The 19,748-nt window shown below is 58.3% G+C and carries 16 protein-coding genes and 2 pseudogenes; 11 read left to right on the top strand and 7 right to left on the bottom strand.

The genetic code is table 11. The features are described from left to right. Positions 1 to 980 precede the first annotated feature (980 nt). Together AABB87_RS16325 and AABB87_RS16320 are read left to right on the top strand one after the other, a co-directional pair. A complete protein-coding gene (locus AABB87_RS16325; RefSeq protein ID WP_341972250.1) occupies positions 981 to 3,089 on the top strand; it encodes a phage integrase family protein in 2,109 nt (702 codons plus the stop codon). Between the two features lie 336 nt (positions 3,090 to 3,425). Beyond that, a pseudogene (locus AABB87_RS16320) lies at positions 3,426 to 3,599 on the top strand (DDE-type integrase/transposase/recombinase); the annotation flags it as partial. Between the two features lie 1,340 nt (positions 3,600 to 4,939). Here the strand turns inward: AABB87_RS16320 and AABB87_RS16315 are convergent. Continuing rightward, the gene (locus tag AABB87_RS16315; protein ID WP_341972249.1) at positions 4,940 to 5,275 is read right to left on the bottom strand and encodes a YnfA family protein; all 336 of its coding nucleotides are present in this window, start codon (positions 5,273 to 5,275) and stop codon (positions 4,940 to 4,942) included. 352 nt (positions 5,276 to 5,627) lie between these two features. On the opposite strand from AABB87_RS16315, the gene AABB87_RS16310 reads away from it, so the two are divergent. The 4 genes from AABB87_RS16310 to AABB87_RS16295 all read left to right on the top strand — a co-directional run bounded on the left by AABB87_RS16310 (position 5,628) and on the right by AABB87_RS16295 (position 10,005). Next, entirely contained in the window at positions 5,628 to 5,987 is a 360-nt protein-coding gene (locus AABB87_RS16310; RefSeq protein ID WP_341972248.1) for a hypothetical protein, read from the top strand. A gap of 10 nt (positions 5,988 to 5,997) precedes the next feature. Beyond that, on the top strand, positions 5,998 to 6,480 hold the full coding sequence (locus AABB87_RS16305; RefSeq protein ID WP_341972247.1) for a MerR family transcriptional regulator: 483 nt from the start codon (positions 5,998 to 6,000) through the stop codon (positions 6,478 to 6,480). A gap of 375 nt (positions 6,481 to 6,855) precedes the next feature. Next, on the top strand, positions 6,856 to 7,566 hold the full coding sequence (locus tag AABB87_RS16300; RefSeq protein WP_341972379.1) for a DNA/RNA non-specific endonuclease: 711 nt from the start codon (positions 6,856 to 6,858) through the stop codon (positions 7,564 to 7,566). A gap of 483 nt (positions 7,567 to 8,049) precedes the next feature. Further along, entirely contained in the window at positions 8,050 to 10,005 is a 1,956-nt protein-coding gene (locus tag AABB87_RS16295; RefSeq protein ID WP_341972245.1) for a hypothetical protein, read from the top strand. 38 nt (positions 10,006 to 10,043) lie between these two features. Here AABB87_RS16295 and AABB87_RS16290 read toward each other — a convergent pair whose 3' ends face one another. The 3 genes from AABB87_RS16290 to AABB87_RS16280 all read right to left on the bottom strand — a co-directional run bounded on the left by AABB87_RS16290 (position 10,044) and on the right by AABB87_RS16280 (position 11,150). Beyond that, a complete protein-coding gene (locus tag AABB87_RS16290) occupies positions 10,044 to 10,325 on the bottom strand; it encodes a hypothetical protein (RefSeq protein WP_341972243.1) in 282 nt (93 codons plus the stop codon). Between the two features lie 209 nt (positions 10,326 to 10,534). Continuing rightward, complete coding sequence (locus AABB87_RS16285) at positions 10,535 to 10,756, bottom strand: DUF4926 domain-containing protein (RefSeq protein ID WP_341972241.1); 222 nt, start codon at positions 10,754 to 10,756, stop codon at positions 10,535 to 10,537. Next, on the bottom strand, positions 10,740 to 11,150 hold the full coding sequence (locus AABB87_RS16280) for a hypothetical protein (protein WP_341972239.1): 411 nt from the start codon (positions 11,148 to 11,150) through the stop codon (positions 10,740 to 10,742). Before AABB87_RS16280 ends, AABB87_RS16285 begins: the two co-directional genes overlap by 17 nt. 329 nt (positions 11,151 to 11,479) lie before the next feature. Here AABB87_RS16280 and AABB87_RS16275 point away from each other — a divergent pair, with 329 nt between their 5' ends. Together AABB87_RS16275 and AABB87_RS16270 are read left to right on the top strand one after the other, a co-directional pair. Continuing rightward, positions 11,480 to 12,094, top strand: a complete 615-nt coding sequence (locus tag AABB87_RS16275; RefSeq protein WP_341972238.1) for a hypothetical protein — start codon at positions 11,480 to 11,482, stop codon at positions 12,092 to 12,094. Between the two features lie 2 nt (positions 12,095 to 12,096). Beyond that, the gene (locus AABB87_RS16270; protein WP_341972237.1) at positions 12,097 to 12,864 is read left to right on the top strand and encodes a thermonuclease family protein; all 768 of its coding nucleotides are present in this window, start codon (positions 12,097 to 12,099) and stop codon (positions 12,862 to 12,864) included. Here the strand turns inward: AABB87_RS16270 and AABB87_RS16265 are convergent. Continuing rightward, a complete protein-coding gene (locus AABB87_RS16265; protein WP_341972236.1) occupies positions 12,861 to 13,889 on the bottom strand; it encodes a GSU2403 family nucleotidyltransferase fold protein in 1,029 nt (342 codons plus the stop codon). The two genes, AABB87_RS16270 and AABB87_RS16265, sit on opposite strands and share 4 nt — an antisense overlap. Before the next feature lie 128 nt (positions 13,890 to 14,017). On the opposite strand from AABB87_RS16265, the gene AABB87_RS16260 reads away from it, so the two are divergent. Together AABB87_RS16260 and AABB87_RS16255 are read left to right on the top strand one after the other, a co-directional pair. After that, positions 14,018 to 14,464 (top strand): LexA family protein, encoded by a 447-nt coding sequence (locus AABB87_RS16260; RefSeq protein WP_341972235.1) that lies wholly within the window; start codon positions 14,018 to 14,020, stop codon positions 14,462 to 14,464. Positions 14,465 to 14,468: 4 nt separating this feature from the next. Then, positions 14,469 to 15,776 carry a Y-family DNA polymerase gene (locus AABB87_RS16255; RefSeq protein WP_341972234.1) on the top strand — a complete coding sequence of 436 codons (1,308 nt, stop codon included), beginning with the start codon at positions 14,469 to 14,471 and terminating at the stop codon, positions 15,774 to 15,776. Positions 15,777 to 15,903: 127 nt separating this feature from the next. Here AABB87_RS16255 and AABB87_RS16250 read toward each other — a convergent pair whose 3' ends face one another. Together AABB87_RS16250 and AABB87_RS16245 are read right to left on the bottom strand one after the other, a co-directional pair. Beyond that, a complete protein-coding gene (locus tag AABB87_RS16250; RefSeq protein WP_341972233.1) occupies positions 15,904 to 16,644 on the bottom strand; it encodes a hypothetical protein in 741 nt (246 codons plus the stop codon). Next, on the bottom strand, positions 16,641 to 17,462 hold the full coding sequence (locus tag AABB87_RS16245; protein WP_341972232.1) for a hypothetical protein: 822 nt from the start codon (positions 17,460 to 17,462) through the stop codon (positions 16,641 to 16,643). The genes AABB87_RS16250 and AABB87_RS16245 overlap by 4 nt, the downstream gene beginning before the upstream one ends. A gap of 1,251 nt (positions 17,463 to 18,713) precedes the next feature. On the opposite strand from AABB87_RS16245, the pseudogene AABB87_RS16240 reads away from it, so the two are divergent. Further along, positions 18,714 to 19,369: pseudogene (locus tag AABB87_RS16240) on the top strand (IS3 family transposase); the annotation flags it as partial. Positions 19,370 to 19,748: the final 379 nt, after the last annotated feature.

Below are 19,748 nucleotides of genomic sequence, written 5' to 3'. Positions count from 1 at the left end.
CCGCTCAAAACGCCTTGTACGGGCTTTTGTGGTGTTGTGCAGCCCGACGCCTTGGTTGGGTCGAGAAAATCGATTCTGGGGCGTTCTGAGAGGTCGATTTTCGCCGTTGAGAAGGTCTAAAAAGGCTGTTTAGCGGCCCCAAAGCTCAGCGTGTACGAGCTCTAAATCCCCGCTTCATTCCACCTCCAGAGTTCGGAGACCAGGTGCGGTGAATGACCGTTCATTGACCGCCCTGGCGGGACGGTTGTGTGACAGCTGTGAGCGTGGCTGGAACATTGGCGTCTCGCAGCCACCCTGCCAAATCCATGCGCAGACACTTGCTATCAGGGAGAGCAGGGGATGGGCTTGGTGCCTTGCCACAAAAGGAGGCAGCCCAGCTCTAGCCAGCAATGACGCGGGATTGCGGCCTGGAGTGCCTGAGATATGCACAGCAAGTGTGGATATCTCGCTGGCCCAAGACTCACTCACAAAGGGATGTGGTCAAGACGGGGTTCAGGGCTTCAAGAAAAGTCCGGTGGCAAACAGACGGGCAGATGACAGATGCCTCCCTGTCAAAACATGATCGCAGCTGATACCGAATGCGGCTGATTGTTGGTGCAGCGCTGGAGGGCCGAGCGGCCGCAAACTCGAACTCAGATTCACGTTGATTCCGTCGATGTGGCGACGACAACCAATGAGTTGCCTACGGGTGGTCACACCGCTGAACGGCGCCACGAACCCTGCAACAGCAGGCAGATCAAAGTTTCCACGCACCAGACAGGTCAATCGTAAGGGCGTGATAACGTTTATTATCGCCCCTGCAATTTTTGTCTTACAAAACGGCATAAACTGAATAGCATCAGTCCAAGTTCTTGATTCGTAAAGAAATTCCAGCGCGGGCCCGTACGGGAATTGATGTTCACTAAGAAGTTAAGTTTTCAAAGTCAGTCCCGGCAAAGCCGCCGGCCATTGCTGTTTCCGTCGTCGGCAAGGGGCACGCGATGAAATCCGTCACGCGCGCGCCCAAGGTGTCAACCTGGGACTTCCGATTCCTGAGCGCCTTTGTGCAGGGGATCGACGTGAAGGAGGCCTGGGACCGTTACATGGGTCACCGCGGCTCGAACGATCTGCGCCATATCCGGTCCACTGTCCGCACCATGCTCGATGTGCTGGCGGCTGCGGCCAAGCGTCATGGTGATGCGGCAACGGCCAACCTTTTGAGGCGCGACCCACTGCGTATCAAGGCCTCGGCTGTCATGAACGCCCCATCAGCAGAAGGCGTCACTCTTTCGTCGCCAGCTGTGAGTTCATCGCACCTGGCTGTGAAGTCCAACGCACCACCTACCCTCGAAGCATTTCGCGAGGAGTTTGACGACCCAGATTTCTTTTCAGAGGCTGAGCTGATCGACCTCTGGGAGGAGCGCTACGGCATGGCCGGCGCACCCACCGCGGAGCCTGGCGTCGGGTCGGTGGCTAGGCCACGTGATAACCCGGAGTCTCGGGCTCGTAAGCGGCGAGGGCGCCTGGTTAAGCGGCAACTCGATGCTTTGCGGCGATTGGAATCGCTGGTCGCAGCGCCGCCCTTCCCGGCAGACCCTTTGGCAGCATGGCTCGACATTGAGCACTGCCGGCGACTCTCCGCGGTCGGCATCAACACGGTTGGCGAGCTCGTCGCCTATCTGAATGCGCACGGCTTCCGCTGGTACCGGAAGGTGCCCCGGGTGGGCGAGGAGGGCGCCAGACGGCTAGTGGCATGGCTCCAGCACCATGAGGGCAGCGTCGGTGGCCTGGACCCCTTTGCGCTGAAACCCGTAGACCAACTCGACATTGCCGCCTTGACGCCGCGGCCGATGGCAGACCTTGTGCCCTTGGAGCGACTGGTGGTGCCGCAGGCTCTCTCTGGTTTCGATGGCGAAAACAGGAAGCCTCTCGCTAGGTGCCGCATCAAGGCCTTGAATGACTATCAGGCTGTGGTCGCCTGGCTCGACATGTACCGGCCACGAACTGCTGCGGATGCCGCCGCCGCTGGAACGAAGCCCTTGTTGCTTTCAAGGGGCGCCGATGTGCCTTCACCAAAAGCCGAGATCGTCTCTGGCAACAAGCACACCTGGTCGGCCTACCGCAAAGAGGCTGAACGATTCCTGCTGTGGGCCATTTTCGAGCGCGGCAAAGCGCTGAGCTCGCTCGACTCGATTGACTGCGCCGCGTACCTGCACTTTCTGCAAGCGCCTGGTGCGCGCTGGATTGCGGGAAAAGGGATGCAGCGTTGGTCGCAAGACTGGCGGCCATTCGAAGGGCCGCTTGGCCCGCGATCACTGCGTTATGCCGAGACCGTGTGCAAGATGATGTGCAAGTGGTTGGCCAGTCAGAACTACCTAGACACCAACCCCTGGGACGGTGCGCCAAAGGGTTCGAAGAAGACGCCCTTGCGCGTGCTGCGTGCGCTGACTCAGGCTCAGTCAGCCGCGCTCAATGCTTGGCTGTCGGGGCTGCCGCGCACGCCGGCCAACGTGAGGCTGCGTGTCCTTTTTGAGTTGGGGCTGAATGCTGGTCTGCGCAAAGAGGAAATAGCCAATGCGGAATCGAGCTGGCTGAGGCAGGACCCAGATGCAAGCGGGCACGCAGGATGGTGGCTGCAGTTCTACGGCAAGGGAGGGAAGGAACGGAAGGTACCTCTAGACGAGATCTCGGTTGAAGCGCTAATCGACGCCATGGAATTCAAGGGCTTGTCGGCGCGGGATGCGAGGGGTGACATCGACCTTGAGTTGTTTGGGGCGTCGATACCGCTACTGTCCCGTTTGGACAATCCTTTTACCCCTTTGCCGCCAGCTCGCATCTACAACTTGGTGAAAGATGGCCTAGCAAAGTGCGCTCAGACGATTGAAGAAGCCAACCCGCGTATGGCACGGCAACTCGCCGCAGCTTCAACCCATTGGTTGCGACACACATTCGGCAGTGAGTGGGCCAAGACGGGGGGGGACCTCCGAGTTCTCGGCAGCATTCTTGGGCATACGAACCCTGCTACGACGGCTATCTACACCCAAGCTGAAGACAAGCTGATGCGGAGTGAACTTGAAATGGTTTCACGAAGGCGAAGAACTGGCGTGTGAGATCTGAGCTATTGGCGGAAGCTAAAAATTGCGTCAAGGTGTCATGTAAGTATTTACTTACTCATACGAACTTGTTTTAAACGAGAGGCGTAGAGCAGTGGCCTGGCCCGAGTTGACGAATTAATTGCTCGACCGGAACGTCGACATGTCCGTCCGGATCTTCATGCCTCATCAGTTTTCGGCCCATTCATCCGAGGCAAGGGGGGACCGTTCCAACCCCCCCCCTCACTGACTTCGGAGCGCGAGCCCAAGGTGATTCCGATCAAGCGCCCTTAACTGATTAACCAGTTGTAGCTGCAGGGTGACCAACTCGTGGCCAGCCGCGTGGCCAATGTGCTGCGCCAGTCGAGGTACCTGAACAACCTGATCGAGCCAGACCACCGCGCCATCTAGCGACGAACCCGGCCCATGATGGGTTTCAAGTCGTTCTGGTCGGCGCGCCGTTTGATTGCGGGCATCGAGACCATGCACATCATTAAGAAGGGGCAGTTGCGCAGCCTTGCGTATTGAGTTGCGGCGGTGTCAACGCCTTGCCGCGCCGTTACTTCGACTGAGCCAAGCAGCGCAGATAGGCGAAGTGCTGGGGCCCTAGCTTGGGAGGGAGCATGCCTTTGTCCACAAACGGCTTCGGCTCTTCCTCATAAACCGGTACGCGGCGGCGCCCCAGCGACTGTCCGCATGAATTGGCGCCCAGGGGAGGTACTGGACCGGGTACCAAAGGTCTTTGATCTCTGGCCAGAGCTCTCCAACCGTGGCCTCACGGTCGAGGCCTTGCTCGCTTTCGCGCAGGCGCTGACTTGGTCCCAACGGATCCATTGCCAAGTCGTCGTAAGTGCTTGTCACGCTGGGAATTTAGGGCAGGGCGCTGCTAACGGTTGGTTTTTACAGCAGGATTTTTCCTATCAACAAACGAAGTTATCTGTAGGCTGAATTTGAAAAGTTTAACGTATTAAACTTTTAGGGCGATGGCAAGACGGGGAGGGCGGCCGGGGCCGCCTGGCGGTGGTTTACGGTAAACCACCCTGTGCCAAGCAGCGCCTGGGTGAACCGCGTGATGGGGGTCGAGAAACTGACTCGGGCAGGTTTACTGTAGTAAACCGGGCGAAGGGGGTCGCCTTTTGGCGGAATGTGCTTTACGGTAAAGCGCTCATGTCGGAGCGTGCTTGGCGGGGCGGGCTAAACCCGAGCCACCCGTTGATTTCCAAACAGTTTAGTTAACTAAACCGGACTTCATCCGTTACATCTCGCCATGTAGGGGGGGCTAGGGGGCGCCGGACGAGTTGGCCACGTGCACTCATGGCGTCGTCCTGGGCCATACAGGGCCATCGGGGTGGCGGCAGGGTGCTCATTTCCGGCCTCCAAAGTGCGGCGCTCTATGTGAACGGTGCGAGCTATGACGCATTCGTCGGCTCACCGCCTAGAAAATCTCGACAAATTGAAGGAATGCAATGAGCGGCGAAATAGAAGAAGAGAAAAGAATGCTTCTCGAACTTTTTGAGACTGCAGAGGATCTGCAAGCCAGGGGAGTGATATCGGATCAGGAGTTGAAAACGCTTCATTTTCTCTGCTCGGTCCCATTCAAGGAACTAGACCAAGGGGCCCAAACAGACTGATCAATCCTTGCCGCCCATGCATCGCGTAGGGCGCCGAAGTAGTTGCACCTCGCGCCACAGGTCTGCGACTGGCGGGCGATAGTTGTTGTGACAGTCGTGCAAGCGATCCGGCTTCATTGATCGGCCTGAGCCAAAGGAGCCGGTCTGTCATCAGGCCTCAGCGGCAGCAACGTGCCCAAAGCGGTAAATTGCCAGCTCCCCGTCCGCTCATGCCAACTTCAGCCTGCCTAGTTGCTGTTACCCCTCAGCTCTGGAGCCGAACATGATGACCACCATCCCAAGGAAGCAAAGGCCGACACCGACCCAGTCGGTAGTGGTCGGGGTTATCTTGTCTACCAGCCACAGCCAAAGAATAGCTACGCCGATGTAGATGCCGCCGTAGGCGGCATAGACCCGGCCTGCCGCCGTCGGATGCAATGACAGCAACCATGCGAACAGCGCCAAACTGATGGCGGCCGGCACAAGCAGCCAGGCGGACTTGCCCTGCTTTAGCCAGAGGTACGGTAAGTAGCACCCGACGATTTCCGCCAGTGCCGTCACCACGAATAATCCGAACGTCTTGATGAGCTCCATAGGCAACATTGTCCCTTGCCGCTTCGGCAGAAAGAGCTTGCTCCTCAAGTGGCTTGAGGTTCTACCTTCTGGGTCTCACCACTCACGGGACATCTCATGAAATCATGGAAAGCAGCATTGGGCCTCGGTGCCGCCTGCGCGGCCTGCTGTGCCATCCCACTGCTGGGCCTGGCCGGAGGGCTTGCCGCAACGGGCTCGGCCCTGCTGGCCTGTGCCGATGAGTTGCTACCGCTGGCGGCGGCACTCCTGGCCGTTGCGTTGGCCGTGGCCACGGTGTGGTGGTGGCGTCGGCGCGAAGCGTCCCGAAGCGCAACGTGCGGCTGCGCCAGCACCTGTTCTACGAAGGCAATTGATGTCGGCAACTGAACAAGCGCCAATTGCCTGCACCCTTGGGCCGGCCGACATGGGCCCTCGGCTGGCTCGCATCCGCCAGCTTACGAAGCAGCACCTGCGCGCGCATCGCCTGGAAGACAGTTCGCTCCACCTGAGCTATGACGGTGCCGCCGCTTCCGAGGTCGAGCACATCGTCAAGCTGGAGCGCGAGTGCTGTGCGTTCCTCGACTACGCGTTAAGCCGGCGAGGCGATGACGTGGAACTGACCATCGTGGGGCCAGAGCAGTCAGGTAGCGATGCACAGCGGCTGTTCTCGCAGTTCTTGCCGGAGAACATGTCAGCGGCACAGCCGCCGGGGTGCGGTTGCCGCAAAGGCTAAGCTGTCGCGCATGAACACCACGGCATCCATCTCCATCGGCCTGCTGGCCCGGCAGGCCGGCTGCTCCGTGCCGACCATCCGTTACTACGAGGAAATCGGGCTACTGCCGGCGGTGCCACGCACCGATGGTGGACGTCGGGTCTACGGCACGGAGACCGTTCGACGGCTCAGCTTCATTCGGCGCTGCCGGGACTTCGGCTTTTCCATCGAGCAAGTGCGCGAGTTGGTAGGGCTGGTTGACGAGCCCAACCGGCCCTGTGTTGAAGTGCGGGAGGTGGCCGCCAAGCACTTGTCGCAGGTGCGAGACAAGTTGGCCGAGCTGCAAGCGCTGGAACGAAACATGGCGGCCTTCGTCGGGAGCTGCGACACGGCCTGCGCTGGCGGTGCGGCTGTCGATTGCACCATTCTTGAAGACCTGGCCTCACCAGGCGACGCGCCGATGCTGTCTGCATCGGAGTCACCGAGCGATAGAGCAAGTGGATGCTGCCGTTGATTGCTAGAAAACCTAGATTCGATGCAAGCGCCCGACGGATGAATCCAGCCTGGTAAGTTGGAGCGAGTCTGCGAACTCCAACAAAGCTGCGCGCCACCGACCGTTCTCACGGCCGAGACCGATGCTGGGGGGCATGGTGCTAAGCACCTACTTTCAAATCTGTCGATGACGGTTCATGGCCGATTTCGCGAGCGTACTTTGTGAATGCAACCGACCGCTTTGGGCACAGAACTGCCCTCCACAGCTACGCGTGTCGCCGCTGCACCACGTGGTCCAATCTCCTTTTGTTGCAGTAGCCCCTCAAATTCTCCCGTGCGTTCGTTCATCTCCCGGTCTCTGCTGACAGCAGCACTTGTTTGTGTTTCTACCTGGCATCTGCCTGGAAGCGGCGCTTCCATTGCTGAGCAGGTGGCCCAATTGCCTACCTCTTTCGCACGCTGCCCTGAGTTCTTTGTGCAACGGAAGGCTCCTGCCGTCGCTCCCAATCCGCGTCAGAGCGAGCTTTGCTACGACAGCTTTGCGGTGCTGCATAGCGGTGATACAAAGACGCCTATTTTTTCGGCTCAGCGACTCAATAAGCGGGCCCTGGGCGGCATCAAACGGCAGAAGTCAGATCGATTCTTCGCCGATGCGCGGCTCCCTCGGGCCGAGCGGGCCGAGCTCGAAGACTACAAGAGGTCTGGCTACTCCCGCGGGCACCTGGCGCCTTCGGGCGATATGGCCACCGAATTGGCGCTCGCACAATCATTCTCGTTGGCCAACATGGTGCCGCAGTCGATTCGGCACAATTCCGGCGCTTGGTCCAAGATCGAGCAGGACACGCGCAAGTACGTGCAGCGCGCCCAGGGCGATGTTTACGTAATCACCGGGCCTGTGTTTGATGCGAGCAGTCCGCAAATCGGTGACAACAAAGTCCGTGTGCCAAGCCACCTGTTCAAGCTGGTGTTTGACGGTCAAACTCGACAAGCCTGGGCTCACTGGCAAGCCAATCGTGATGAAGAAGTTGCCAGCAAGCCGATCAGCTACGAAGAACTAGTGAGACGCACGGGCGTCCAGTGGCTACCGCCAGGGGCCGTGAGACCTTGATCGAATTTGGCCCGCAGCACTGCGCCCTGCGGTAATGGAGGGCCTTTACCTTCATGCCAGGTCGCGGTAGGTTGCTGCCACCGAAGAAGCGGGACGCCGTCGTGCCGCAGGCGCAGACACCAGAGTCGATTAGGTTGCACACCTGCACTGTGCACACATACAGCCGCCCAAGTTGAAGCCTAGGCTCGGACATGCACCAGACGGCTCGGCCATAAAATATGACATCGGGCCTGGATAGATGGCGTGGGCCTATGCGCAACGGACAAAGGTATGACCGTAACCAAGGGCATTCTCGTAAAGGAAACTCGCGTGATGGCGTGGGCGACCCGCGCTATTGATCACTTGCCGGTTCATGTCCAAACGCTCGGGAGAGAGCAGACAGGGCTGGCGTGCGGGTGCGTTTGCCCAGGCTGCGGAGCGCCGGTTGAGGCCGTCAATGCGGGACAAGATGCCGCGCATTTTCTGAAGCCCAATTCGCACGGTATGTCTTTTCGACACAAGGCGGGCAATCAACGGGGCGACTGTATGGCCCTCGCGGCAAGGGCCGCTTTGATGCATCAATGGGTCAGTCAAGACTTCATCGAACTGCCGGCCGTCAAGGCCACGTCGTTTCTACGAGGTGTGAGTGGGCGAAGGTATAGCGCAAATGTCTCGGGTGAAACAGGGCTAGTGCAGGTGGTTGAGCGCCGGTGGTTGAACAGCCAAAGCGCCGAAGTGACGCTGGCTGATGGGCGAGTCATTCATATCCAGATCCGGTCTATCGTGTCGGTAGCGCCGGGGGCTGATGCGGTGCTGACGCTAGAGATTGACCATCCGGCGTTGGCGGGAATGGAGCCTGAGGAACTGCTCGCCTCAACCCGCCTCATTGGTGACAGCTCGTGCTGGGAAAGCCACCCGGACTTGGAGCGAATACAAGCTCTGGCGGAAAAGGCCGTCAAGCAGCAAGGCGCTGATGCCTTGGACGCGATCGAGCCGGACATGGATCCGACTTTTGATCTGTCATTGCTCGACGGCATGACCGCAGTGCAGCGCGGTGAAACTGCCTTGCACCTAGCGCTTAAGCGAATCTTGGAGCGTGCAGACAATATCCGTGTCGCCGGCGCAGTGTTCGATGTGGATTGCGGGCTCAAGGGTGGACGGGCAGTGGTCCCGCTAAGAATTCCGTCTTGCAGCTTCGAACTGAGCGATGTCCGCCTAGAACAGCACTTAGGAAACATCGTGCCAGATGTCCTGTGCTCGGCCTCTGAGTTTGACCGGGAGTTCGATGATTCGGAGCTGATGATTGAGGTTGCCGTGACTCATCGTGTCGATGCTGCCAAACTGGCCAAGATCAGAGAGCGCGGCACGGCTTGTTTGGAACTGGATGCGCAGCGGCTTTACGGATCTGGCCGGATGAATCACGCGGAGCTTGAGGAACTGGTGCATTCATCGCCGAACGCTTTCCGATGGGTTTACCACCCTGAGATTGAAAGCCGCATCAAAGCGGTTCAGGAAGCGGCCGAACGTAAGGAAGAAAGAAGGCGAAGGCTCGAAGACCTTGAGCGACAGGCCAAGGTGCGCCAGGCACAAGATATCCAGAGATACGCTGACCGCCTGTCAGCTCTCAAATTCGCGCCGCTACTGCAGAAATATGTATCCGATTTGCGCCCGGGCTTGCGCGGCGATCTTGTGGAGCCGCAGGCTTCGGCCTATCAGCAGTTGTTCCAGAAAATCAAGAAGCCTGAGCTGGCGACGGCAGAGTTTGCTCATCTAGTTTGGTGCTTGGATTGCATCCGATCAGCGGGGCTTGGTCACATGGCTCATCCAGGTTTCACGGGCGTCGCGGTCATCCTGACGCACAAAAAACTCCTCAGCTATGCACCTCTGATGCTCGCTGCCTATCGAACCTATCGGCCAAACCTCACGGACAGGGAAGCTCAAGAGCTGGCTCGCACGCGAACGCAGGTGCTGGAGTCCTTGGCGCAGGCAGAAGCGACCTATGCGCGAAACCCGAAAACCGACGAGGCGTTACGGCTGATATTCCCTGAGCTATCGCAGGCTTTGGGCCCGAACGCGACGGGCACGCTGGCGGGTGTCGAACGGCAGCGGCAAATCCTGCAGCGCAAGGCACATGAGGCCCGAGAAAGAAAGCTTGCAGAGCAAAAGAGGGAGGAAGAAGAGTGGCTGGAGCTACAGCGGAAGCAGCTCGACTCTCTCGTGGCACCTGCGAAAGCGCGCAACTGGACCCGAGGCGGGGGAGTTGCCTTCGAAAGGTGGTCTCGTTTCGACTCTGTGTCGAAAAGCTGCGGCCGCGGCCAATTCGAACTGATTCGACGCGCCTATCAGGCGCGAGAGTCTGGGGCCACGCCCGCTACATTCATCGCGTCAGAGAAGCCAGAGTCCGCCCAGCGTGTAGAGAGCCTGTTGGCCAGTCTGGATCAAGCGTTTCTACTCGCCTAGGGGCGGACTATCTCCTCCTCATCCAGCCTGTACGCCCATCACAAGCCAGGGAGCAGACGATGTTGCATCCGGTAATCCAGCGGTTTGAAGCGCAGGCAGAACTGCTCGAAGTGCAAGAAGCACGTGCGTCGTTGGACGATGCCGTTGTTCGACTGGCCGCGTGGATTGGGCTCGCGGAAAGCAAGCTGACCGAGGACGACATAGCGGCCTTGGTCGAGGTCGGAGGCATCCTCTACCGAGAAGGGCTTCGCAAGCGCCAAAGCTGAGACCAAAACAAGCGTGCGACTTTGCTTGCTGAGTTCAATGACTTCGACACGCATTTGGTCACTGTTGTGACTGTCTGGCTCTATGGAAGAGCTAGGAAGGGCAGGGCGATCACCCCTCGGTCTGCAGCCCGAGTGTGTCCGGCGTGCACATTGGCGAGCCCTTGGCCCTGCCCCGAGGCAAGCTTAGGTGTACTCAGAGGTAGCCGCAAGGACTTCCAGTAGCCTAGGTTGGCAACTAGCTTATACGGTGAGCTTCAATCGATTCAAACGGCAGGTGACTGGGGAGTTTCGTCATCACTGGGGCGCCAGACCTGCTCCGCTTCGACCGTGACAACGGCAATGGTCTGCAGGTCAGCTGCTAGGAACTCGACTTCATAGGCCTTGCCCTCCTGGTGAACATAGACCACCACGCCGCCATCACCTTTCCTCAAGCCGTGCTCAATCAGAGGCAGCTTCAATACGACATAGCTATTGATCTCGTACAAGGACACCTCCTGCATGCGTCAAGGTCGACTGCTCCTGCTCAGCTATTGCGCGCGCGGCAATGGCTTGCTGCCAGTCGTCAATGCGACCGAACTGAACGACTACATCGAGCCCCAAGTTTTCCAGCAAGCCGGCCAGCAGTTCGGACCTTTCAGCTTCACTGGCACACAGCTTCCCATCCAACAGTTCGAGACGCCCAGGCAGTCGGTCAAGTTTGGCTAGGCCGTCCTTGCCTGTCCACTGTCGGCCCGCGCGTCCAATATCCCATTCCATTTGCAAAGCCCCCCCGTTCAGCCTTGAGACGTCCTGATAGCTTTTCAAGTCTTCGATGGTCTCGGACAACTCGCGCAGCATCCGCGACTCTTCATTGCAATTCTTCTGCGCCATCGATTTCATTGCTCATGCTCTGTGGTCAGCATCAGTTGCCAGCCTTCAACTCTTACTCCAACCCCTGTTAGCTGCTTCATGCGAAGGTGCCTGGAGTGAGATCGTTTGGGGCCGGCCTGAATGAGCAAGTCCGTCACATGCCCTCCTGGTTGCCGGGCCCAAAACCCCCTCTGAATCCGGGGCGAAAAGCGACGCGCCACACGGGTCCAGTATCAGATCAATACCGGCCCCATAACGACAAATGTTACGTAAACCATTGATTTATATAGACATTATGATAGAGGAGGGTGTCTGAGTCACCAGCACCCGGCCAAAACCCATCAGCCGTCGGAGCTTTCATGCAGATCAAGGACGTACGCCCCGAATCCTTTGTCAAGCAGATCCGCTGTGATCGCTGCGGCCGTCTGGCCGACGTGAGCGAGGGCGAGGGCGAGTATCAGGAATTCGTCAGCATCGACTTGAAGGCCGGCTATGCCTCGATCTTTGGTGATGGCCGCGACGTCCAACTCGACCTGTGCCAGCACTGTTTGAAGACCGCCCTGGGCGCTTGGCTGCGGGTGAGCGATGCCGATGACCGTCGGCGACAGCTTGAGGATCGGCTGATGCAGTTCGATCCGGACAAGCATGGCGGTGAGTTCCCGACGGTTGCAGATTTCCCACTGCGAGAACCCAACAACTTGCCGCCACAAGACCGTCGTTCATTGAACTCGCCACTTGAGCACCGTCGTCGCCTCGCCCAAATGCGTCGAATCAGGCGGCACGGCATGCACCTGTTCTTCATGCCTACGACCCGTTCGTTTCGTGACAATCGGCAGCAGCAACAACGCTCGGCTTGTCTTGACCGGGCTCGCCAGCGCAGGCAAGCCGAGTTCGTGCGCCGTCGCCAGGCTTCCGACGAGCAGAGCGTCGATTCGTCATCCAGCACTGGTGCATCCCACCATTCAGAGGAATAGCCATGGCTGATTTCGCCAAGTGGCTTTTATGGACATGCCTGATCGGACTCAGCGCGGACGCGCCTGCCTTGGCCGACGAAATGATCCGCGGCCAGATTGTCAGCGTCTCAGGTGGCGATGTCCTCAAACTGGTCGACGCGCATAGTCGCGAGTACAGGTTGAGGCTGGCGTTCATTGATGCGCCGGAAGCCGGGCAACCCTTTGGGGATGAGGCGCAATCAGCGCTCTCTGCCATGGTCTTAGGCCGACAAGTGACTGCTCAACTGCACGGCCAAGGCGCAGACGGGCTCACCTTGGCCGAAGTGGTCGAACCCAATGGGCATCTGGTGAACCTGGAACTGGTGCAACGGGGGCTGGCTTGGCACGATTACTTCGATATGCAACTCAAGTCCGAGCAAGGCAAGTACCAGGGGGCAGTAGCCTCCGCTCAACAAACTCGCCAGGGCATCTGGACGCTGGATCTTCTTGAGCGCCCCCGAGATTACCGAGACCGCGCTGGGCAGGCCTTGCGCTGGTGGCTCTACGCTGTAGGTGCACTGTCGAGCGTTACCCTGTTGGGACTCATTTTTTCCGCATATGACACGCGCATTTCGGCCTGGATCGAAAGGCAAGATGAACTCATAAAGTCGTCTGCAGAAGCCCATCGCCTAGCCCGCATCCAGGATGACGCGGAGCAGGTGGAAAGGGATCGAAATCACAAGATTGCTAACCGCGAAATGGAGCGTCTTGCCGCACTACGACGGGCTGCCGAGCATCAGCGCTCAGGTTAATCCACGAAGCTGGCTGTCATCCGAACACCATAGTGGGTCCTGCTGAAGGACGCCAAGCCCTGTTCGATGCATTGGCCCCAGTCGGGCCCAATTCGAAGTGCTTCCAACCGGACTTCGCGGAGACGGCCCTCGCGGCCGTGATCAAGATGCCACTCGATCAATGCAGCCGCCTGCTCCAGTTCTTTGGCCGAGCCCCCCCGCTCGGAGGCCGGCAACTGGGTCGAAACTAAGATCATGTGCAGCGCCATGCGCGCTGGATCTGGAAGGTTGACTAGGCAGGCGCCGGACTTCCCGAAAACCACTCCTTGCGCGGTGTCCTCAAGCAGGAGTTCCAAGAACTTCCGTGGCTGCAACGGTATGCCCATCCCTGGCCTTGCGCCCACTATATCGCCCCTGAAGTCGGGAGTCAGAAAGTCGACTTGCAGGGCGCCCTCGTATGGCGCGCGCTGCGACCCCTTATAGCCGCGGAACTCCCGTACAGGCATCTGCCCCATTTCTAGGGCGGTGATCGTGTCGTGGCTGACAATCTCAGAAGCGAGGGGAAAACCGATGGTGATGTTGTGGCCAAGCTCTGCAGGGTCGCTGGCCCACCGTACGCCCAGCATGTTGCCAATGCTCAAAAACGCGTGCTGGCCTACTAGCACCCCGCCCGCTCGAAAGAATCCATAGCTGGCCAGTTTGTTTATGCCCCGAAAACCTTTGTCGGGCAAACCGAAGCAGCCAAGAGCGATGCAGGCCTTGGAGCGTTGAGAGAGTGCCTCTCTGCCGGCAAGAGCCTGGGATTTCTCGATCTCGCCGACGAGGCTCGCGACCTTTTCGGTTTCTGGGCCGACATATGTCGAGCGCCCCCGGCCATCAATGTCTCGGAAGTTGAAATAGACGTAGGTCTTGCCCTTGATCCGCCTCCGGTGAAAGGATCCCCGCAGCGCTGCGAACTTCGCTCTTGCGGCTGATTGGGCCATATCAAAGAGCTCGGCGTAGGAAGTCTGGGCGCCAAGCGAAAGAGGGGCGTGAAGACTGGGCATGATTACTATACGAAAGTCATTTACGTATAGTAACTTTCGAGAGTTGTTTGACCCGGGGCGGTTGCTGGCGATCCTCTGTTTGAGCCTGAACCTGATTGCTGGAGGTTTATACTGTATAAAAAAACAGTATGCAAACCATCGATTCGAATCAACCCACTGGCCTCGCTTTTGTCGAGGCTTCTCCGCTTCTCGTGCTCGAGCTGGGCGCGGTGGTGCATGCAGGCTTCCCAAGCCCGGCTGAAGATCTTGGCGCAAAACGAATTGATCTGACAGCACAGCTGATAAAACATCCCCAGGCTACGTTTCTCCTCCGTGCCCGAGGCGAATCGATGCGTGAGGCTGGAATCTTCGATGGTGATGTGCTGATCGTTGACAAGGCTGTGCCGCCACGGAGTGGCCACATTGTCATTGCGGTCGTCGATGGTGAGTTTGTGTGCAAGCAGTTGCACCTACGCGCCGGCCGCATGAAGCTCAAAGCAGCCAACCCCTGTTTCCCAGACATCGTCCCGCGCGATGGCCAGGTTGTGGAGATCTGGGGCGTCGTCACGGCGGCGATCAAAACCATGCGGCTGTAATTGCATGATCGCGCTACTCGACATCAACAACGCCTACGTCAGCATGGAGCGAGTTTTTCGCCCCTCCCTGAATGGTCTGCCAGTCGTGGTCCTGTCCAACAACGACGGGTGCGCAGTGGCCAGGTCGGACGAGGCCAAAGCGCTGGGCGTGAAAATGGGCCAGCCGTTCTTTGAGTTCCGCCACCTGGTGGACAACGCCGGTCTGGTGGCCCTGTCCGCGAACTTCGCGTTGTATGGGGATATGAGTGACCGGTTCATGAGCTTGGCCGCTGGCCTCGGGCCTGAGCAAGAGATTTACAGCATCGACGAGACCTTCATCTCGCTTGATGGAGTTCCCGGCGAACTTGTGGCGCGGGCACGCACGGTTCGCTCCCGTGTTCTGCAATGGCTGAGCCTGCCCTGCTGCGTCGGGATCGGCCCAACCAAGACCCTGGCCAAGTTGGCCAACCACATTTCCAAGTCCGCAGAGCGCAAGCCCGGCAGCTACCCGGCGGAGCACGCCCAGGTTTGCCATCTCGGCTGTCTATCTCCTGATGATCTCCATGAGCTGCTGGTGGGCACACCAGTGGGCGAGGTTTGGGGCGTTGGCCGCCGGATTGAAGAGCAGCTCCGTGCTGCCGGCATCGTGACGGCCGGCCAGCTGGCCCAGCTCGATCCAGTAACGGCGCGCACACGCTGGTCCGTCGTATTGGAAAGGACGGTGCGCGAGCTGCAGGGTGTGCGCTGTATCGATCTCGACGAAGCATCGGCCCCGCGGCAGCAGATCGCGTGCACCCGGTCCTTTGGCGCCCCGGTGCGCGATCTGCGACTGCTGGTCGAAGCCGTCACTTCGTTCGCCACGCGGGCGGCCGAGAAGCTGCGGCACCAGGACAGCCACGCGGCTCAAGTCCTCGTGTTTCTCAGGACCTCACCGTTCAGGAGGAAGGATGCGCAGTATTCGCGATCGATCGTCATGCCGCTGCGTCGGCCCTGTGCGGACACTGCGGCAATCGTGGCCAGCGCGGTGGCCGGGGTGCACGCGATCTACCGGCCGGGCTTCAACCTAGCCAAGGCAGGGGTGATGCTGCTGGACCTGCAGCCCGCGGCAGAGAGACAACTCGAGCTCGGCCTGCAGGATTGCGAGCCTGCGCGTGATCGGGTGGAGTTGATGAAGGCGCTCGACGCCATTAACGGTCGTTGGGGCAGGGGCACGATGCTCGTGGGCCAGGCTAAAGCGAACGACGCGACTGCCGGCGGTTGGCAGATGCGTCAGGAGCGGCGCACACCGGCCTACACAACCGAGTGGGCCTCAATGCCTTCGGTCCGATGCTGACCCTACGTATTCCGGTGAACGTGAGCATCCAGTTCATCGGCACCGGCGGCTGCCCCGCATCAGCGGCAGCTCTGCTACGAAAGCTGACAAGGTGTGAGGTACGCCTTAGCTAGCGGGGTCCTGAAATCTAGAATCCGCCCAGCGCCTTGCGGGCGGCTTGGTGCATCTCTAGATTTTTACGCGCTTCATCCACCGCTACTTGAACGGCATGCAGCGTTTGGTCGGCGTCGATGATTTGTTCCTGGATGGACTGAAGATCCTCGTTGCGGGTTTGAAGCCTTGCTTGCGCATCTTTGATGCGCCACTCCAACTCGGCCAACTCGGCCTCGGCTCGCTTGATGTGATCCTTTTCCTGCGTGGTGGCCCGGTCGATGATGTTCAAAGCCTGTTGGGTCGCGTCGAGGATCGTTGCAGTTGCTTCGTTCTTGGCCTGGTCCCGTTCGGCTCGCGCGAGGCCAACCTCCCGCCAGGCGCGACCACCCCAAAGAAGCCACCCAAAGTAGCCAAGAAGCAGCCCCATCAATGGAAAAACAATAACTGCGATGGCCTTGCCTACAAGCCAATAGTGCAGCTTCTTTTCATTTGGTAGTACCCCAGCCGTCAGCAATTCCCGGCCAGGTTTGGAAAGTGCTGACGGACATATTGGCACTAGAAAATCACATGAAGTTGCCAAAAGGACTGCTTTCTCTTGTTCGGCCTGCTTGAGGGCCTTCTCTTCAAACTGAGCCGCCCATTGGCGCAACTCCAAATTCTCTTTTTGCAGAGTTGCTATTTTCTCTTCTTGTTGCGCAATCTCTGCGCTGCTCTTTATTTCACAACCACTCAAAATTAGAGTAGCCACTATGATTACCGGCAAGATGAGTTTCATAGATCAATCTTGTGATAGATGAATTTCTGAGAGATCGACGCAGGAATCGTCATATTTCCAGATTCGACCCATTTCCGCTGGGAATCCCTCGTGTAAAGGCGAAGAGTTCGATTTGGTTTCAGCAGTTCTTTATAGGAGTCCAATATCGCATTTGAGTGGCTAACAATAATCACCATGTCCACCTTGCCATCACCCGGCTCTGTACTGATCGAACTCACCAGAGCGGCTACGGTTTGACTTTCTTCGAGTCCTGGTTTCTTTCTGGTTAGCTCCAGCTCGATGGCTGCACGCTGATCAGTATCCAGAATCCAGATCGCGTCAGGTTGTTTGATACCTGCACGAGATTGTTGTGAAACCTGTTTTGGGCTAAGCGCATCCTTAATCCGGCCGCCCTTGATCGCGCCGACCGAGGCCTGTTGCACAAGGTAGTCGTGCCGCAGTTGCCTCCACGGAATGTCATCCGCACGCTTCTGCGGCAGCAGGTCATGTCGGGTATCGAGGTAGCCCTCGACAAACGACTGGCCTTTCTCTGTCAGGCAGATTGCTTGCCTTGGATTACCCTTATCACCGCCTCCAGCAGGGTTCGGATAGCTCTCCAAGTAGCCCTGATCAACCAGCCCCTTGACCAGCCCACGCCGGCCAGGTGAGACGTAATCGTCCAGCAGCGTTGGAGAGGACCAGCCCCAGCGGTAGACCCAGCTCAGCGCCTTGGCCCGCTTCTCGGCGCCCAACTTGCGGCTTGTCGTTCCAGCATCCTTGATGCGTTGCGCAATGCCGACAATGTTCGGGCTTATTGCCTTGTTAGATTGCTCTATCATTCGCGCTCACTATTGGTTGTGTGGGTGCAATATTTGAGTCCATTATACTGGACTCGTCTGGCCAGCTTGGCATCCTTCAAGAACCACCGGCAAGGCGACGCCCTGCGGGGTCGTCTGGTGTCGCAGATTCCCTTGCCTGTCAGGGCTGAAACCCCCCCATCTCGCCTACGGCTCGACGGCTCCCCCGCCACCCCTGCGCAAGCGCAGGGTACCCTTCTCCCGCGGGTATCTATGCGCACGGAGTGCGCGTAGGTGGATCTTCGACCCGGCTGGACGCCGCCCTAAGAGCAGGGTTCCCTGCGCTTTGCTCGGGGTGGTGGCTTCGTCCCCAACCTCAACCGGGCCGCTGGGGCGCCTCCGAAGCCAGCCCGGGGCCTGCCGGCCTGACCGCTGGACGCGATCACCCTGTGCGGGTCGTTGGCAGGTTTCTGGCTGTCGGCTCCCTGTCCCTCGTCGTGGCCTCGGGATACTCGGCCTGAACGCCGTCGTCCCGCTGTCCATTGGCACCGGCGAATTCACAAATAGACGTTCCGAGTCTGCCGAATTAATTTGAATTTTGGCAGTTTTCCAATATTTTTAAAATTCTGAAGCGGGATTGCTAGACCTAGTACTTTTAGTGTGGTGGCATGCTGCGAACGAGGCTGCATCGGATTACAATCATCACGTCTGATGGTATTAATATATTTACCTAACATGACCTGCTCGGATTTTTCGAGCTAGTTATTCATGTAAAACGGCGGGGTTGGGGTGAACTGGCTTGGGTAACTTGAATTCATTTGCGGTAATGTAGTTGAGGCTGCTGTGTGGAATTATGAAATTTTATATTAAGATAATATGGCACGAGCACGAGCGTATGAATTATTGTCGTTCTAAGAAAATGCATCATTTCCTAAGCGCTCACTCAAATTAATATTATGAAGCTTCGGCACCACAGCGACAGGGAGATATAGCCGCCAGACCGGCTCTGCCGAGCTTGGGTATTCCCTTCGAAGCATCGACCAGGCTCTCGCACATGAGAGTAACCGTTCAATTGATTACTATTTTCGTACTTTGAGTAGTCTTTCAGCTGCGCGACTTGCGCAATAGGTTTCGGTCGACCACGGGTCAGCCGCTACTTCCACTTTTTTATTCCACCAGGGTGGTATCTCAAGCATTCAACGCCGGCTACGTTGTTAACATACTGAGGGCCAATGACAGCGGTCAGCAATTGGTTGGCTTGCGCCGTAAAGCCCTACTTGATGGCTACCTTTCTACAGGCGGATCCACGCGACGCTGTGCGATCAGTCGATGAATTTCTCGGAGAAGGTGGTGCTCCGTCTGATGAAGCAGGAGTGCTTGGTCGTCTCCACAGGCAAGCGCCGACGATATGGCTCGTACATGGGCGAGATCAGTCCGGCACCAGAAAACCTGCTAAACCGCGACTTCAGAGCCGCGGCTCCAAACGAGAAGTGGCTCACCGACATCACGGAGTTTCAGATCCCGGCGGGCAAGGGTTACTTGTCGCCCTTGATCGACTGCTTCGACGACATGGTCGTGATTTTTTCGATCGTAACGCGACCGAATGCCGAGTTTGTCAACACAGTGCTGGACGCCGCCATCGACTAGATCTATGTCGCTGGCGAGTGTCCCGTGGTTCACTCGAATCGCGGCGGGCACTATCGCAGGCCAAACTGGATCGTTCGATGTCGCGCACGGTCTGCTCACCGGACAATGGCGTATGCGAAGGCTTCTTCGGTTGACTGAAGGCCGAGATGTTCTTGTCGCGCGACTGGCTCTCCACGAGCATTGAGGAGTTTGTGACTGCCCTAGACGCCTACATTCGCTGGTCCAACGGCGCACGGATCAAGAGTTCACTCGGCTTATGCAGCCCGATTGAATACCGCAAACGCCTAGGGAAAGCTGTTTGACCAGTCCAAGAAATCATCCGCATCCCCGCCATGCCGTTTGAATCGTGAGCCAGGGACGGAAGCCGACGAGGTGATGGTCGGCTGTGGAAAGTTGTGCGGTGTGATTGGTCAACTCGGCGTTGAGATGCCATGCGGCCTCACCAAATTTGCCTATCCCGGCACTCGCGAGGCTTGGTCCAGGGCAAATATTTGATCTACCGGTGCCCGCCTCGCATCATGTCCATGAAGGACTGGCTTGCTATGGGCACCTGCACTTGGTGTTTGTCGTAGGCATAGACAGGGGGCGCCGTCTGGGCCTTGAATTCGTCGGTCGCTCTGTGTGCCTGAGTGGTGTTACCACTAAAGCCATAGGAGAGGAGCCCGATCGCAAGGAGTGCGA

The sequence above is a fragment of the Roseateles sp. PN1 genome, from assembly GCF_038419725.1.
Taxonomy (GTDB): Bacteria; Pseudomonadota; Gammaproteobacteria; order Burkholderiales; family Burkholderiaceae_C; genus Paucibacter_A.
The sequence above is the reverse complement of the archived record's forward strand: the minus strand, read 5'-3'. Positions and strand labels throughout refer to the sequence as shown.

What these genes read in the sequence shown, in the direction of transcription:
- AABB87_RS16325 (WP_341972250.1), top strand. Translation starts at nt 981, where the DNA reads ATGAAATCCGTCACGCGCGCGCCCAAGGTGTCAACCTGGGACTTCCGA.
- AABB87_RS16315 (WP_341972249.1), bottom strand. Translation starts at nt 5,275, where the DNA reads ATGGAGCTCATCAAGACGTTCGGATTATTCGTGGTGACGGCACTGGCG.
- AABB87_RS16310 (WP_341972248.1), top strand. Translation starts at nt 5,628, where the DNA reads ATGTCGGCAACTGAACAAGCGCCAATTGCCTGCACCCTTGGGCCGGCC.
- AABB87_RS16305 (WP_341972247.1), top strand. Translation starts at nt 5,998, where the DNA reads ATGAACACCACGGCATCCATCTCCATCGGCCTGCTGGCCCGGCAGGCC.
- AABB87_RS16295 (WP_341972245.1), top strand. Translation starts at nt 8,050, where the DNA reads ATGTCTTTTCGACACAAGGCGGGCAATCAACGGGGCGACTGTATGGCC.
- AABB87_RS16290 (WP_341972243.1), bottom strand. Translation starts at nt 10,325, where the DNA reads ATGCGTGTCGAAGTCATTGAACTCAGCAAGCAAAGTCGCACGCTTGTT.
- AABB87_RS16280 (WP_341972239.1), bottom strand. Translation starts at nt 11,150, where the DNA reads ATGAAATCGATGGCGCAGAAGAATTGCAATGAAGAGTCGCGGATGCTG.
- AABB87_RS16275 (WP_341972238.1), top strand. Translation starts at nt 11,480, where the DNA reads ATGCAGATCAAGGACGTACGCCCCGAATCCTTTGTCAAGCAGATCCGC.
- AABB87_RS16270 (WP_341972237.1), top strand. Translation starts at nt 12,097, where the DNA reads ATGGCTGATTTCGCCAAGTGGCTTTTATGGACATGCCTGATCGGACTC.
- AABB87_RS16265 (WP_341972236.1), bottom strand. Translation starts at nt 13,889, where the DNA reads ATGCCCAGTCTTCACGCCCCTCTTTCGCTTGGCGCCCAGACTTCCTAC.
- AABB87_RS16260 (WP_341972235.1), top strand. Translation starts at nt 14,018, where the DNA reads ATGCAAACCATCGATTCGAATCAACCCACTGGCCTCGCTTTTGTCGAG.
- AABB87_RS16255 (WP_341972234.1), top strand. Translation starts at nt 14,469, where the DNA reads ATGATCGCGCTACTCGACATCAACAACGCCTACGTCAGCATGGAGCGA.
- AABB87_RS16250 (WP_341972233.1), bottom strand. Translation starts at nt 16,644, where the DNA reads ATGAAACTCATCTTGCCGGTAATCATAGTGGCTACTCTAATTTTGAGT.
- AABB87_RS16245 (WP_341972232.1), bottom strand. Translation starts at nt 17,462, where the DNA reads ATGATAGAGCAATCTAACAAGGCAATAAGCCCGAACATTGTCGGCATT.